Raw genomic sequence first — 15,046 nt, forward strand, 5'->3', positions numbered from 1 at the left:
GGTGGGGGCCGGCGCCGAGTACCCCGACCGACGGGGACGAAACGGGCGGCGGGTCGGGGGCGGGGCGGCTGGGAACGCCGCCCGCGGGGGTACCGGTCGGCCCCGGCGGGCCGCTGGGTCAGTCCGGGAGGCGGAGGGTGGTCTCCTGGCCGGGGGCGACCTCGACCATGCGGTCGGCGAGGACGAGGCGGACCGTGGACTCCTCCCACGGGGGGACGCCGGCCCACAGCTGGCCGGGGCGCATCCGCAGCCGCAGGCCCACCCCGCGGTGGCGCAACGAGAATCCGAACTCCTGGAGTTGGGGCAGCGGTGACGGGTCGAGCCAGAGCGCGCCGCCCTCCGAGCGCAGCCCGGTCAGGCCGCGCTGCACCAGGTCCAGGGTGCCGGCCATCGCGCCCAGGTGGATGCCCTCGGCGGTGGTGCCGCCCTGCACGTCGGCGACGTCGCTGGCGAGGGCCTCCTTGACGTGCTCCCAGGCGTCCTGGTGCCGGGCCCTGGCCAGCACCCAGGCGTGCACGACGCCGCTGAGCGTGGAGCCGTGGCTGGTGCGCCGCAGGTAGTAGTCGACGGTGGCGCGCCACTGCTCCTCGGTCAGCTCGTATCCCATCCGGGCGAACTGCTCGGTGAGTTCGCCGGGGGTCAGCAGGTAGCCCAGCATCAGCACGTCGGCCTGTTTGGACGCCTGGTAGCGGTTGACCGAGTCGCCCTCGGACTCCAGCAGCCGGTCCAGGCGGCGGATGTCGCCGTAGCGGCGCCGGTAGCGGTCCCAGTCCAGCTCGGCCAGCTCGCCGTAGCCGTCGAACTGGCTGATCACGCCCTGGTGGAAGGGCACCCGCAGGCGTCGGGAGACCTCGTCCCAGCGTTCGGGTTCGCCGTCGATCAGGCCGATGACGTCAGCGAGTTCGGTGCGCCGGGAGGCCGGCATGGTGCGGACCAGTTCGGCCGCCCTGGCCAGCGTCCAGGAGGCCATCACGTTGGTGTAGGCGTTGTCGTCGAGGCCGGCGTGCCGCGCGTCCGGGTAGCCCTCGTGGTACTCGTCGGGGCCGACCACGCCGCGGATCCGGTAGCGCTCGGTGTCCTGGTCGTACTCGGCGAGCGCGGCCCAGAAGCGGGCGATCTGGGTGAGCATCTCGGCGCCCCTGGTGTGGGTGAACTCGGTGTCGCCGGTGGCCTGCCCGTAGCGCCACACGTTGTAGGCGACGGCCGAGCCGACGTGGTGCTGGAGCCGGGAGTTGTCCGGCAGCCAGCGCCCGGAGCGCGGGTTGAGGTGCACCTCGGGGGTCTCCTCGCCGCCGTCGCTGCCGGACTGCCAGGGGTACATGGCGCCCTCCCGGCCGGCCGCGGCCGCGGCCCGCAGCGCGGCCGGCAGCCGGCGGTGGCGGTATCCCATCAGCGCCCGGGACAGCTCGGGGAAGTGCAGGTTGAGGTAGGGCAGCACGAACAGCTCGTCCCAGAAGACGTGTCCGCGGTACGCCTCGCCGTGCAGGCCGCGGGCCGGCACCCCGACGTCCAGGTCGGCGCTGTGCGGGGAGAGGGTCTGGAGCAGGTGGAACATGTGCACCCGCAGCACGTGGCCCGCCTCGCCCGGCACCTGGAGGTCGGCGCGGCGCCACAACCTGGCCCAGGCGGCGGTGTGTTCGTCGAGCAGTCCGGCGAAGTCGGGTGCGGTGCGGACCCGTTCCAGGGCGGCCGGCAGCGGGCCGGCGATCACCGTGTCCCGGGAGGTGTGCAGGGCGACGACCTTCTCCACGGCCACCGGCCGGCCGGGGGCGATGGGCAGTCGCAGCCGCTGCGCCGCGTGGTAGTCGGAGAGCCGGTTGCGCACCGCCTCCGGTGGGCCGGCCGGGGTGGCGCTGGTCCTGGCGGCCAGCACGACCCGCACGTCGGAGGTGCTGGTGCGGCAGCTGAGCCACACCACGTCTGGCTCCTCGGCGCCGGTGCCCATCCGGGTCAGGTGGTGGCTGGCCAGGTCGCGGTAGCGGGCCACGCCGGTGTTGCCGACCAAGCCGTCGATGGCGGACTCGACCTCGATGCTGCCGGACCAGCCCTCGGCGCTGAACTCGGTGCGCAGCGCGGCCAGATGCGGGTCGGCCATGCTGACCAGCCGGGACTGGCTGACGTTCAGGTGGTGGCCGCGCGGGTCGCGGAGCCGCAGCTCGCGGGTGAGCACCCCGCGCCGCAGGTCGAGCTGCTGGTGATAGCGGAGCAGCCCGTCGGGGTGCTGGTCGGGGGTGAACCAGTCGCCGACCTCGCCGTCCTCGGGGTGGACGCGGAACCGCAGCGGCAGCCAGTTGGGGAGGTTGACCACCTCCTCGTGCGGCAGCCGTCGGCCGGCCAGCGAGGAGGTGAGCCGGTTGTAGAGGCCGGCGACGTAGGTGCCGGGGTAGTGGGCGGGGCCGGCGGCGGTCTCCGGGGCGGCGCCGCGGGTCGCGAAGTAGCCGTTGCTGAGCGTGCACAGCGCCTCGCGCAGCCGCTCCTCGCGCGGGTCGTAGCCGACGTACTCCCACTCCCAGCCGTCGACCTGGCGCTCGCCCTCCGCCCAGGACTCCCACCGGCTCACCGGGTCCGGCGGCCGGGTGGGGTCCGCCGGGTTGGCCTGGTCCGCCGGGTTGGCCGGCCGTGCCGCGTCCATGCGGGTCACCTCCGCACGAGCTGGGCCAGGTCGTCCACGACGACGTCGGCGCCGTGCTCGGTGAGGTCGGTGGCCGCCGCCTCGGTGTCGGTGCGGTTGACGCCGACGACCAGGCCGAAGCCGCCGCGGTGCCCGGCCTCGACGCCGGCCAGCGCGTCCTCCACCACGGCGGCCTCGGCCGGCTCGCAGCCGAGCCGGCGCACCCCTTCGAGGAAGAGCGCGGGGTCGGGCTTGCCGGGCAGGTCGAGCCGGGCCATGTCGTTGCCGTCCACCACGGTGCCCAGCAGGGACCGCACCCCGGCGTTGGCCAGCAGGTCCCTGGCGTGCCGGGACGAGGAGACGGCGGCGCACGGCACGCCGGCCTCGTGCAGCTTGTTGAGCAGGCGCACGGTGCCGGCGAAGACGTCGACGCCCCGCTCGTGCAGGCGGCGCATGAAGGCGGCCTCCTTGCGGGCGGCGATCTGGCAGACGGTCTCGGTGCCCGGGAGGTCCTCCACGTCGCCGACCGGCAGGTCGAGGCCGCGGGCGGCGAGGAAAGCGGCGGCGCCGTCCAGCCGGGACTTGCCGTCCACGTGCCGGCGGTAGTCCTCGACCGCGTCGAACGGCGGGTCGACGCCGGGGACCTCGTCGAACGCCTCCTTCCAGGCCGAGGCGTGCACCGAGGCCGAGTCGGTGATCACCCCGTCGGTGTCGAAGACCACCGCATGGCACTCCCACAGGTCCGGCACGCTCGCGTTCACCGGGCACCACCGCCTCCCTAGACGGCCACGAACCAGCCGTGGCACTCCCTCCATGGGAACCCGACGGCCGGCACCCCGCAAACCCGCTCGAACCGGGACCAAGGGGATCCCGGCGCGGGGGCTAGAGGTGGGTGACCCGGCGGCCGGTGACCCGGGTCGGCTCCAGCCGGACCCAGAGGTCGCGCTCGCCGCCGGCCCACGGCTCCGGGGTCGGCGGCTGGCCGTCCCGCTCGGCCAGCCGCCGACCCAGGGCGCGGATCTCGGCCGGGTCGGTCAGCGGGTGCGCCGGCCCGACCAGCAGCACGCTCCAGCCGACCCGCTGGGCCTCGTCCAGGTGGTCCACCTCGAAGGCCAGCTCGTCGGCCTCGGCGACCTGGGCCGGGGTGGCGTCGGCGGCCGTGCGGTAGACCAGGGCGCGGCCGTCCAGCGCGTAGTTGACCGGCACGATCGCGGGCCCGGCGGGGGTCTCGACCGCGATCCGGCCGACGCTGTGGCCGGCCAGCAGCTGCCAGCAGGTGTCCTCGTCGAGGACGCTCAGCCCCTCCCGGTGGCCGGGCGGGGCCGGCGGGGTGCCGGTCGGGGCGGGGGCGCCGCTCAGTTCGGCGACCGTGGTGTCCAGGGCCCTGGCCACCCGGGTCAGCGAGGCGAGGCTGGGCGAGGCGGGGCGTTCCTCCAGGTAGCGCAGGTACTCGGGGGCCACCCCGGCGCGCTCGGCGACGGTGGCCCGGTCCAGGCCCAGCTGTTCCCGGCGGAGCGCGACCCGGCGGCCGACGTCCGTGCGATGGTTCTCCACCCTTCCCAGCCTGGCCGGGTCGGGCGCGCTCCGCGCGCTGGGCTCGGCCGGGTGGGCGGCCGGACCCGCCCCGGTGGTGTGACGCTGATCACCTCGCGGGTCGGCAACTTCCGGCCACCCCCGCACCCACCTCCGGCTGTCCACCGTCTTTCGTCAACTGCTGTCTGGAATGGGAGAGTTCTGTGCGTCTTCTCCGGCTGGAACGCGGGCGGGCCCGCCGTTCCCGATCCCTGGCCAGGGCCGGCATCGCCGCCGTCCTCGGCCTGGCCCTCACCCTGCTGCTGTGGCCGTCGAGCGCCGCGGCCTACCCGGCGCCCGGGCTGGTCACCGGCGCCGTCGGCATCCACGACCCGTCCATGGTCAGGACCGACCAGGGCTACGTGGTCTACGGCTCCAACGACCTGCTGGAGGCCCGGATCTCCACCGACCGGACCGCCTTCACCGACGCCGGCTCGGCCTTCACCGCCCCCGAGGACTGGTGGGCGGAGATCTCGCCGGAGCAGAACCCGTGGGCGCCCGACGTCTCCTTCCACAACGGCCGGTACTACCTCTACTACGCGGTCTCCAACTTCGGCCGCAACACCTCGGCCATCGGCCTGGCCACCAGCGACACCGGGCTCCCCGGCAGCTGGGACGACCAGGGCGAGGTGCACCGCACCGACGAGGGCGACGACTACAACGCCATCGACCCCAGCCTGCTGGTCGACGACGACGGTCGCTGGTGGCTGGCGTTCGGCTCCTGGTGGACCGGGATCAAGGTGATCGAACTCGACCCGGCCACCGGCAAGCCGCTCCCCGGCGGCGGGCAGCCGCACGGCGTGGCCGCCGCCGACGGCGGCATCGAGGGCCCGGCGCTGATCAAGCGGGACGGCTACTACTACCTCTTCAACTCCTACGGCACCTGCTGCGCCGGCACCGACAGCACCTACCGGATCCGCGTCGGCCGGGCCACCAGCCCGACCGGCCCCTTCCTCGACGCGAACGGCGTGGACCTGCGGCAGGGCGGCGGCACCTTCGTGCTGGAGAGCCACGGCCGCTGGATCGGGCCCGGCGGGCAGAGCGTGCTCAACGACGTGGACGGCGACCTGCTCGTCTACCACTACTACGACGGCGAGGCGAACGGCGCGCCCAAGCTGGGCGTCAACCTGCTGGACTGGAGCAGCGGTTGGCCCGTGGCCTACTGAGGGCCACGCCGGCGAACGACCGCGGGGTGCCCCGTTCGCGGTGAACGGGGCACCCCGCGGGTGCGCGCGACGACCTCGGGTCGCGGGTCGGTGTCAGTCGACGTCGGCGTCCGAACGGCTGGAGGAGGCCCGCCGCTTGCCGCCGCCGGACCGGGTGATCCGGTAGACGACGTAGGCGAGCACGCCGGCCACCACCGCCACCAGCACCACCTTGGAGTAGACACTGACGAGGTCGGTGACCTCCTCCCAGTTCTCCCCCAGGTGGTAGCCGGCGACCACGAAGACGGTGTTCCAGATGGCGCTGCCCAGCGTGGTGAGCAACAGGAAGGTGCGCAACGGCATCCGCTCCACCCCGGCCGGGATGGAGATCAGACTTCGGAAGATGGGGATCATCCGCCCGAAGAAGACCGCCTTGTTGCCGTGGCGCAGGAACCACGCCTCGGTCTTCTCGATGTCGGCGACCTTCACCAACGGCAGCTTGGCCGCGATGGCCAGCAGCCGGTCCCGGCCGAGCAACTGCCCCACCCAGTAGAGCGCCACCGCGCCCACGACGGAGCCGATCGTCGTCCACACCAGTGCGGCCCACAGGTTCATCTCGCCACGGCTGGCGGTGAAACCGGCCAACGGCAGGATGATCTCGCTGGGCAGCGGGGGAAAGAGGTTCTCCAGGGCGATGGCCAGGCCGGCGCCCGGCGCCCCCATCGCCTCCATCAGGTCGGTGGCCCAACCGGCGATGCCGCCCGGGTCCTCGGCGGACGAGGCGAGTTGGTGAGATGCGGAGGATACGATCACACGGCAGACGCTACAAGTCCTTCCGCTTCCACCGCCACGCGGACCTCCCCCCGCCCCGACCTGTGGCCGACCACAGGGGCGGCCGAGCGGCCGTCACCCAGGGTGCCCGCCGGCTCGCCGCCGGGCACCGGCCGAGCCCGCGCCCCGCGCCGAAGGGGGTGGCGGCGGGGGCGCGGGGGCGCGGGGGTCAGGAGCCCGAGCCGCTCCTGACCAAGCGGTCGGCCGGCGGCTCGGCGGCCGGCGCCGGCGGCGTCGGTCCGCCCTCGCTGAGCCCGAACCGGTCGTGCAGCCGCCGCAGCGGCCCCGGCGCGTACCAGGCGGCCCGGCCCAGCACCCGCATCGCGGCCGGCACCAGCACGCCCCGGATGGCGACGGCGTCGATCAGGATGGCCAGCCCGGTGCCCAGGCCGAACATCTGCATGAAGCTGATCTGCGAGGTGACGAAGGCGAAGAAGCTCACCGCGATCAGGCCGGCCGCCGCGCTGACGATGCGGCCGGTGTGGCCGAGGCCGTCGACCACGGCGGTCTCCGGGTCGGCGCCGGCGTCGTGCAGTTCCTTGATGCGGCTGGTGACGAAGACCTCGTAGTCCATCGAGAGACCGAACGCGACGCAGAACATCATCACGATCATCGAGGTGTCCATCGGCTGTGGGGTGAAGCCCAGCAGGGACGACAGGTGCCCGTCCTGGAAGATCCAGGTGACGATGCCGAGGGCCGCCGCCAGGCTGACCAGGTTGAGGGCCAGGGCGCGCAGCGGCTGCACCACGCTGCCGGTGAAGAGGAAGAGCAGCACCAGGGTGCTGCCCACCATCAGGGCCGCGCCGAGCGGCAGCAGGGCGGCGATGGAGTCCTTGGTGTCCACGAGGGCCGCGTCCACGCCGCCCACCAGCGGCTCGCTGCCGGCCGGCGGCGCGACGTCCCGGACGTCCGCGACCAGCGCCTCGGCCGCGGGCGACTTGGGCACCAGGGCGCTCACCACGCTGACCCGCTGGGCCTCGGCCTGGCCGAGCGCCGGGTTGCCGGGGCCGGTCGGGGCGGGCGCGCCGGCGGTGTAGGTGCCGGCGCTGGTCTCGACCCGGGCGACGCCGCCGAGGCCGGACAGCTCGACCGCGTAGCCGCGCAGCTCGTCGGCGCCGACCGGCTGGTCGATGACGATGTGCAGCGCGGTGTCGTCGTTGCCCTGGAAGTTCTCCTGGAGCGCGGTGGAGACCTGGCGGCTCTCGGCGCTCTCCGGCAGCACCCGTTCGTCGGCCGTGCCGAAGGTGACGCCCAGCAGCGGGGCGGCCGCCACCAGCAGCACCGCCAGCACGGGCAGCGCGGTGAGCGCCGGGCGCCGCATGACGGTCCTGGCCAGCCGGCCCCACAGCGGCGTCCGGTCGGTCGCCGGCTCCGGCCGCACCCAGGGCAGCCGGCCGTTGTTGATCCGGTGGCCCAGCAGCGCGAAGAGCGCCGGCATGAGGACCAGGGCGCTGACCGCCGCGATCAGCACCACGCCGATCCCGGCGTAGCCGACCGAGCGGAGGAACGCCTGCGGGAAGACCAGCAGCGCGGTGAGCGCGGCGGCGACGGTGGCGGCGGAGAAGGCGACGGTGCGGCCGGCGGTGCGCATGGTGTGCCGGACCGCCTCGGGCACCGCGACGCCGGCGGCCAGTTGCTCGCGGAACCGGCTGATCATCAGCAGCGCGTAGTCGACGCCGAGACCGAGGCCGAGGGCGGTGGTCAGGTTGACGGAGGTGATGGAGACGTCCGTCACCTCGGCGAGCAGGGAGAGTTCGGCGAGCGTGCCGAGGATGGCCACCACCCCGATGAGCAGCGGCAGCAGCGCCGCGACCAGGCTGCGGAACACGAAGAGCAGCAGGATCAGGATCAGCGGGACGGCGATCGCCTCGGCCAGCAGCAGGTCCTTGTTCACCTGGGTCGACAGGTCGTTGCCGACGGCGCTGCCGCCGCCGGCCCGCACGGTGAGCCCGCCGTCCAGGGTGCCGGTGTGCTCGTCGATGACCGCCTTGACGTTCTCCGCCAACTCCAGTTCCTCGCCCTCGACATGGGCCAGGATCACGGCCTGGTCGCCGTCGGTCGAGCGGAGCGCGGGGTTGCCGTCGTCGAAGTAGGCGATCACGTTGACCAGCGTGGGCTCGGCCCGGAGGTCGGCGGCCAGGGCCCGGCCGCGCTCGGTGGCGGCGGGTGCGTCGATGTCCCCGTCGTCGGCGGTGACCAGCAGGACCAGGTTGGTCTCCCCGTCGAAGCGGGCCCCGATGACCTCGGTGGCCCGGCTGGACTCGGAGTCCGGGTCGTCGAAGCCGCCGTCCACCAGCTTGGTGAAGGCGCCGGCGCCCACGACGCCCATGAGCACCACCGCCAGGGTGGCGAGGACCAGTAGCAGCCGGGTCCGGCGAAGCGCCAGCTCGGCTATGCGCTCGAACACGAGCGTTCTCCTTTGGGGTTCGGACGGGAACGGCGAAACACCGCGGAGCGGGGCAAACCGCCGGGCGAGGGGCGGCGCGCGGCCCGGCGGGGCTGCTCGCCCCGGACACCACGGGTGGGATCGCGCGCTCTTCGTCGCCGGATCAGACGTTAGTGAGGTGACAGAGAATTTGGCAGTGTTAGATTTTCCTAACGTTCCGGCTCTGTTCGCGCCGCCGCCCCGACTCCCGGGCGCGGCAACGATGTCGAGGTGATCGCCATGCCCGAGGACCCCGCCGACCACCCCACCCCCGCGCCGCCCGCCCGGCCCACGCTGCGCGAGCGGCGCCGGGCCGCCGCCACCCGGGAGATCCTGGAGGCCGCCGAGCGGCACCTCACCGAACGCGGCCCGGCGGCGCTGTCGTTGCGCGCCGTCGCCCGCGACCTCGGCATGACCGTGCAGGCGCTCTACCACTACTTCCCGCACCGGGACGCGCTGGTCACCGCGTTGATCACCAAGACCTACGAGGACCTGGCCGACGCCCTCCAGGCCGCCACCGCCGACCCGGCGCGGGACCCGGAGCTGCCAGGTCTCGTGGTCGTCGCCGAGGCGTACCGGGGGTGGGCGGTCGCCAACCCCGAGCGCTTCCAGCTGATCTACGGCACCCCGCTGCGCGACTACGCGGCCCCCGTGGACGGCCCGACCACGGCGGCGGTCCGCCGGATGGGCGCGATCTTCCAGCGCGAGGTGTTCCACGGCTACCCGCGCGAGCGGTTGGCCGCGGTGGCCGGCCCCGCGCCGTCGCCGGCCTTCCAGGCCGCGCTGACCAGCCCCGACGGGCTGCCGCCGGCGGCCGGGGTGCTCTTCCTGAGCGCCTGGGGGCACCTGCACGGCCTGGTGGTGCTTGAGGTGTTCGGCCACACCGGCTTCCTCGGGGAGCACCAGGCCGAGCTGTTCCGCCTCTCCACCCGCGCCTACCACGCCGACCTGCACCGCCGGATCACCGGCACCGACGGCCCCTCCGGGGGTTGAACCCCGGCGCCGCTTCCGCGGCGTCGCACGCCGGGCGCGCGGTCCGGGGGGTGAGCCGGCGGTGCCGCCGCAGCGCCCTCGTCCCGTGGCCGAACGCCGGGCGCGCGTTCCGTGGTCGCACCATGGCGCCGCTGAGCGGGGTTGCACCGGCGTACCGCCCCCAGGGCTGAACTCCCCCGCCACTGCCCGTGGTTGACCGCGTGCCACCCACGTCCCGGCGGTGAGCCGGCGGTGCCGCCGCAGTGCCCGCGTCCCGGGGTCGGCCGCGCCGCGCGCGTCCCGTGGTGGCATCGGGCCGCGCCTCATGTGGTCGACCGCAGTACCGCCCGCCCGCGCCGTCGCCTAGCGTCGGCCTCGTGCGCCGACAGCTAACCCACCAGCTACGCCGGCGGCTCCGGGAGCTGCTGGGGATCACCGCCGGGGTCGGCACCGGCCTGTTGCTGCTGCCCGTGGTGCCGCTCGCCTGGCTGGCCCGGGCGGCCACCCGGGCCCGCGGGCCGGGCCTCGACCCGCCCCTCACGCCCCTGCTGGACCGGCTGACCCGGCTCGAACGGGCCCGCCTCACCCGGCTGTTGCGCGTCGAGGTGGCCGACCGGTACCCGCGGGACCGCGCGCTGCCCTACCTCAGCTGCCGGCTCGGGCTGGCCGCGCTCGGCGCGCTGGTGCTGGCCTCCCTCCTGGTCAGCGTCCTCTACGGCTCGCTGCTCGTCTGGGCCTGGCTGGTCTTCTCACCCGTGGCCACCGTGCCGTCCGGGATCGGCGGCGCGTTCCTGCTCTTCCTCACCGTGCACGGGATCACCGGGCTCCGTGGCCTGGAGGCCCGGCTGGCCCACCACTTCCTCGGCCCCAGCGAGCCGGAGATCCTGCGCCGTCGGATCACCGAACTCGCCAACAGCCGGGCCGGCGTGATGGAGGCCATCACCGAGGAGCGCCGCCGCATCGAGCGTGACCTGCACGACGGGGTGCAGCAACGGCTGGTCGCGCTCGGCCTGTCGATCAGCCGCGCCCAGCGCTCCCCCGAGCGCGCGGACGAACTCCTCGCCCAGGCCCGGCAGGAGGCCGGCGCCGCGCTGGCCGAACTCCGCGAGGTCGCGTGGCGGATCTACCCGACGGTGCTGGACGAGGCCGGGCTGGCCGCCGCCCTGGAGACCGTCGCGGAACGCTGCCCGCTGCCCGTCGAACTGACCTGCCGGCTGGCCGGCGAACCGCCCCGACCGGTGGCCACGGTCGCCTACTTCGTGGTCTGCGAGGCGGTCACCAACGCCGTCAAGCACGCCGACGCGAGCACCGTCGCCGTGCACGTCGCCGCCGGCCGGGACCGGCTCACCGTGACCGTCACCGACGACGGCGTCGGCGGCGCCGACCCGGCCGGCGGCGGCCTGTTGGGCCTGTCCCGCCGGGCCGCCGCCCTCGACGGCCGACTCCACCTGCACAGCCCACCCGGCGGGCCCACCGTCATCACCGCGGAGCTGCCATGCGCCTGATCCTGGCCGACGACTCGACCCTGCTCCGGGAGGGCCTGGCCCGCCTGCTGGCCGACGAGGGCCACCAGGTGCTGGCCGCCGTCGGCGACGCCGATGCGCTGCTCGCGGCCGTCGCCGACGACCCGCCGGACGTCGCCGTGGTGGACGTCCGGATGCCGCCCGGCCACCGCGACGAGGGGCTGCGCGCGGCCCTCGCCATCCGGTCGCGCTGGCCGTCGGTCGGCGTGCTCGTCCTCTCCCAGTACGTCGAACGCCGGTACGCCACCGAGCTGTTGACCGGCAGCCCGGACGGCGTCGGCTACCTGCTCAAGGACCGGGTGGTGGAGATCGAGGAGTTCCTCGACGCGCTGCACCGGGTCGCCACCGGCCGCAGCGCCTTCGACCCCGAGGTGGTCAGGCAGCTGCTGGCCAGGGCCGGCCACGAGGGGCCGTTGGACCGGCTCACCCCCCGGGAGCGCGAGGTGCTCACGGAGATGGCCCAGGGCCACACCAACGCGGCCATCGCCACCCGGCTGTTCATCTCCCGCAGCGCCGTGGAGAAGCACGTGAACGCCATCTTCACCAAGCTCGACCTGACCACCGGCGCCGCGCCGGCCCCCACCCACAGCCGGCGGGTGCTGGCCGTGCTGCGCTACCTCGGCGCGTGACGGCCCGCCGCGCGGCCCAACTCACCCGGTGGGGTGGGGCGGTGGGCAGTCAGTACCATGCGACCGGACGTCGTACGCGGGCGCGAGCGGACGCGGGCGGGCACGGTGAGCCGAGGGGGAGGACCGCATGGGTGGGGTCGGGCCACTGCGACCGGGGGACCCACGGGACATAGCGGGCTATGTCCTGGAGGGCCGGCTCGGCGAGGGCGGGATGGGCACGGTCTACCGGTCGGCGACCAGGGGCGGGCAGCCGATCGCCCTGAAGGCGGTGCACCCGTCCCTGACCGAGGACCCCAGGTTCCGCCGGCGGTTCGAGCGTGAGGTGCGGGCCGCCCGGCGGGTGCGCGGGCGGTACCTGGTGCCGGTGGTGGACAGCAACACCGAGGGCGCGGTGCCCTGGCTGGCCACCGAGTACGTGCCGGGCCCCTCGCTCGCCCAGGCGGTCGCCGAGCACGGCCCGTTGCCGCTGACGGCGGCGCTGCGGCTGACGGCCGGCGTCGCGCACGCGCTGGACACCATCCACGCGGCCGGCGTCATCCACCGCGACCTCAAGCCGGGCAACGTGCTGCTCGCCGACGACGGCCCGGCCGTCATCGACTTCGGCATCGCCCGGGCCGCCGAGGCCACACCGCTGACCGGCACGGACACCCGGATCGGCACCCCGACGTTCATGGCCCCCGAACAGGTGCGGGGCACCGGCGAGATGACGCCGGCGCTGGACGTCTTCGCCCTGGGCCTGACCGCGCAGATCGCCGCCACGGGGGCGCACCCCTTCGGCACCGGCCCGGTCGGGGCCGTGCTCTACCGCATCGACCACCAGGACCCCCGGCTCGACGAGACGCCGGCCGCGCTGCTGCCCCTCGTGCGCGCCTGCCTCGCCAAGGAGCCGGCCGACCGGCCGACGCCGGAGCGGGTGGTCGCGCTGTGCCGCGAGGCGCTGGACGAACTGGGCGACGAACAGGCGGTGTTGCCCACCACGGGCTGGCTGCCGGCCGGCTTCCTGGTCCCGCCCGCCGCGCCGCCCGCCACCCCGCCGCCGGCTCCGCCGCCGCACCCGCCGCTGCCGCCGACGGCGGTGGTGCGGCCGGCCGTGCCGGCGGAGCCGCCGGTGCCGACGGCCCGGGACGCCCGGGTCTCGGTTGACGTGCTGGCCCGGCCGAGTCTGCCCCCGCCGACCGAGCCGGCCGCCCCCGCCGGGCCCGGCCCGGCCGGCCCGCCCGGCGGCGTGCCGCCCGCCGCCCGGACCGACGTCCGACGGTGGTGGCCGGTGGCCTCGGTGGTCACCGCGCTCACCCTGGCCGGCGCGCTGCTGGCCGCCAGCCAACTGCTCGGCGGCGACGGGGACTCGGACAACGCCACCGGGAACGACGCCGCCGGGGAGCCGACGACGGGAGGCGCCGACGGCGCCGACGACGTGGAGGACGCCGACGACGCGGCGAACGCCGACGGCGCGGACGGCGCGGACGACCAGCCGGAGGAGCCGACCGAACCGGAGCCGCCGCGGCACCGGGGCAACACCGTCTTCCGGCTGACCGAGGAGGTCTGCCTGGACGGCGGCCAGGAGGGCTCCGTCGCCTACGCCGGGGCCTGCAACGGCGGCCGGTTCCAGGTCTGGGAGGTGTTCGACGACGGCACGCTGCGCAACCAGGCCACCCAGCACTGCCTGACCGACGCCGAGCAGCCGTTGACGCTCGGCTGCGACGGCGGCGAGGCGCAGCGGTGGGAGATGACGGAGACCGCCGGCGCGCTGCGGAACCTGGGCACCGACCGCTGCCTGGTCCCGTTCGGCCTGGACTTCGAGGTCGGGTTGGCGCCCTGCTCGGGCGACGACGGGCAGCGCTGGGTGGCCAGCGCCGAGGTCAGCGCGCTCCGTAACGTCGCCACCGGCTGGTGCCTGCACGCCAGGGACGCGGCCGGCGCGTGCGACGCGGGCAGCGGCTACCAGCAGTGGGAGGTCGCCGGCGACCGGGCGGTGCGGAGCGTGACCTACAACCAGTGCCTGGACGTGGGCGTGACCGGGTACCCGGTGCCGCTGGGCGCGTGCCACGCCGAGCTGCCCGCCGAGCAGCAGTGGGCACGGTTCACCGAGGGGCCCCACTTCGTCCTGCGCAGCCACGCCACCGGCCAGTGCCTGGCGGCCGGTGGCGAGGCCGATGTCTACCTGGCGGACTGCGCCCCGCAGGCGGGCCGGGCCGGCTGGGACGACACCCACGTCTGGGAGGCGGTCGGCGAGGTCGCGCTGCCGGGCCGGCCCGAGGCCGGCGGCTGAGTCACCGGCGGGCCGCCGCCGGCGCAGTGGACCGCCCGCCGGTCGGGCGGCACCATGACCGGGTCGGTGCCGGCGGCGAACGGGGGTTGGGCAGCGATGACCGGGGACCAGGCGGACCCTTCGGCGGAGCCGGCGGACGAGGCGCCGCTCTTCTCCACCCGGCACCGGGGCGACGCCATCGTGCGGGAGCGCCCCCCGCCCACCGCCGCCGCGGTGCGCGGGCTGGCCGCGGTGCTGGCGCTCGGCCTCGGCGGGCTCGCCGCGGCCGGCCACCTGCTCTTCGGCCGCCGGCTCCGGGAGGTCTTCGAGGACGCCGAGGGCGGGGACGAGCTGTCCTGGGACGGGGACGACGGCGCCACCCCGTCCGACGGGCCCGCCTGGATGCCGGACGGGCTGGCGCACGTGTGGGGCGCCCTGGAGTGGCTCGCCGGCACCAACCCGCTGGTCCCGCTCGCGCTGCTGCTGGTGGGCTCGGTCGCCGCCGTCGGCTGCCACTACCTCGCCGCGCGGCTGAGCGGCCGCCAGTCGGTGGGGACCAGCCTGACCGTCAGCGTCTTCCTGCTCGGCCTGGGCGGGGGGATGTTCCCGTTCGCCCACCTGCCGCGGCTGTTCGACTTCCCCACGTCGTTGGCGCTCCTGCTGCCGGGCACCGTGCTCGCCGCCGGCGGCGTCACCGTGGCGCTCTGCGCCCGCCGCTGGCGGGACGCCCGGCGCGTCCAGCGGCGGTACCGGGAGCTGCGGGCCACCGGTCGGCGGGTGCCGGGACGGTTGGACGCGGTCGCGTTCCACCAGCGGTGGACCGGCCGGGGCCACCCGATGCTCCGGGTGCGGGTCTCCTACCCGGCGGCCGGCCCCGACGGCACCCGGGTGTGGGCCGACGCGCACCTGGTCACCCGGCCTGGCCGGGTGCCCCGCCGCGGCACCCGGCTGTGGGTCACCGAGGACGCCCAACGCCCGGACCCCACCGACCTGTTGATCGAACTGGACCGGGACGCCCCGATCCGCTGGGAGACCGACACCCGCCGTTACCGCGCCCCCAACCCCGACGGCGGCAGCGGCGGCTGAACCC

At 75.3% G+C, this 15,046-nt stretch carries 11 protein-coding genes; 6 read left to right on the forward strand and 5 right to left on the reverse strand.

From position 1 onward, the window contains the following. Nucleotides 1–118 precede the first annotated feature (118 nt). From RM844_RS05185 to RM844_RS05195, 3 genes are all read right to left on the reverse strand, one after another. The gene (locus RM844_RS05185) at nucleotides 119–2,632 is read right to left on the reverse strand and encodes a glycoside hydrolase family 65 protein (protein WP_311665216.1); all 2,514 of its coding nucleotides are present in this window, start codon (nucleotides 2,630–2,632) and stop codon (nucleotides 119–121) included. A gap of 5 nt (nucleotides 2,633–2,637) precedes the next feature. Further along, on the reverse strand, nucleotides 2,638–3,372 hold the full coding sequence (locus RM844_RS05190) for an HAD family hydrolase (protein ID WP_311665219.1): 735 nt from the start codon (nucleotides 3,370–3,372) through the stop codon (nucleotides 2,638–2,640). A 121-nt stretch (nucleotides 3,373–3,493) separates the two neighbouring features. Continuing rightward, nucleotides 3,494–4,165: a helix-turn-helix domain-containing protein gene (locus RM844_RS05195; RefSeq protein WP_311665221.1), complete on the reverse strand. Its 672-nt coding sequence runs from the start codon at nucleotides 4,163–4,165 to the stop codon at nucleotides 3,494–3,496. A 230-nt stretch (nucleotides 4,166–4,395) separates the two neighbouring features. Here RM844_RS05195 and RM844_RS05200 point away from each other — a divergent pair, with 230 nt between their 5' ends. Continuing rightward, the gene (locus RM844_RS05200; RefSeq protein ID WP_311665340.1) at nucleotides 4,396–5,349 is read left to right on the forward strand and encodes an arabinan endo-1,5-alpha-L-arabinosidase; all 954 of its coding nucleotides are present in this window, start codon (nucleotides 4,396–4,398) and stop codon (nucleotides 5,347–5,349) included. A 93-nt stretch (nucleotides 5,350–5,442) separates the two neighbouring features. Here RM844_RS05200 and RM844_RS05205 read toward each other — a convergent pair whose 3' ends face one another. Both RM844_RS05205 and RM844_RS05210 read right to left on the reverse strand, forming a co-directional pair. Then, the gene (locus RM844_RS05205) at nucleotides 5,443–6,060 is read right to left on the reverse strand and encodes a DedA family protein (RefSeq protein ID WP_311665342.1); all 618 of its coding nucleotides are present in this window, start codon (nucleotides 6,058–6,060) and stop codon (nucleotides 5,443–5,445) included. A 268-nt stretch (nucleotides 6,061–6,328) separates the two neighbouring features. Beyond that, nucleotides 6,329–8,566: an MMPL family transporter gene (locus RM844_RS05210; protein WP_311665222.1), complete on the reverse strand. Its 2,238-nt coding sequence runs from the start codon at nucleotides 8,564–8,566 to the stop codon at nucleotides 6,329–6,331. 258 nt (nucleotides 8,567–8,824) lie between these two features. Here RM844_RS05210 and RM844_RS05215 point away from each other — a divergent pair, with 258 nt between their 5' ends. The 5 genes from RM844_RS05215 (at nucleotide 8,825) to RM844_RS05235 (ending at nucleotide 15,042) form a co-directional block, all read left to right on the forward strand. After that, nucleotides 8,825–9,577, forward strand: coding sequence for a TetR/AcrR family transcriptional regulator (locus tag RM844_RS05215; RefSeq protein ID WP_311665224.1), 753 nt, complete (start codon nucleotides 8,825–8,827; stop codon nucleotides 9,575–9,577). A 356-nt stretch (nucleotides 9,578–9,933) separates the two neighbouring features. Continuing rightward, entirely contained in the window at nucleotides 9,934–11,061 is a 1,128-nt protein-coding gene (locus tag RM844_RS05220; RefSeq protein WP_311665226.1) for a sensor histidine kinase, read from the forward strand. Beyond that, nucleotides 11,052–11,708: a response regulator transcription factor gene (locus RM844_RS05225; RefSeq protein WP_311665228.1), complete on the forward strand. Its 657-nt coding sequence runs from the start codon at nucleotides 11,052–11,054 to the stop codon at nucleotides 11,706–11,708. The genes RM844_RS05220 and RM844_RS05225 overlap by 10 nt, the downstream gene beginning before the upstream one ends. A gap of 127 nt (nucleotides 11,709–11,835) precedes the next feature. Further along, nucleotides 11,836–13,977 (forward strand): protein kinase domain-containing protein, encoded by a 2,142-nt coding sequence (locus RM844_RS05230; RefSeq protein WP_311665230.1) that lies wholly within the window; start codon nucleotides 11,836–11,838, stop codon nucleotides 13,975–13,977. A 96-nt stretch (nucleotides 13,978–14,073) separates the two neighbouring features. After that, the gene (locus tag RM844_RS05235) at nucleotides 14,074–15,042 is read left to right on the forward strand and encodes a hypothetical protein (protein WP_311665232.1); all 969 of its coding nucleotides are present in this window, start codon (nucleotides 14,074–14,076) and stop codon (nucleotides 15,040–15,042) included. The last annotated feature ends 4 nt before the right edge of the window (nucleotides 15,043–15,046 follow it).

This window comes from Streptomyces chisholmiae (genome assembly GCF_031845445.1).
Lineage (GTDB): Bacteria > Actinomycetota > Actinomycetes > Streptomycetales > Streptomycetaceae > Streptomyces > Streptomyces chisholmiae.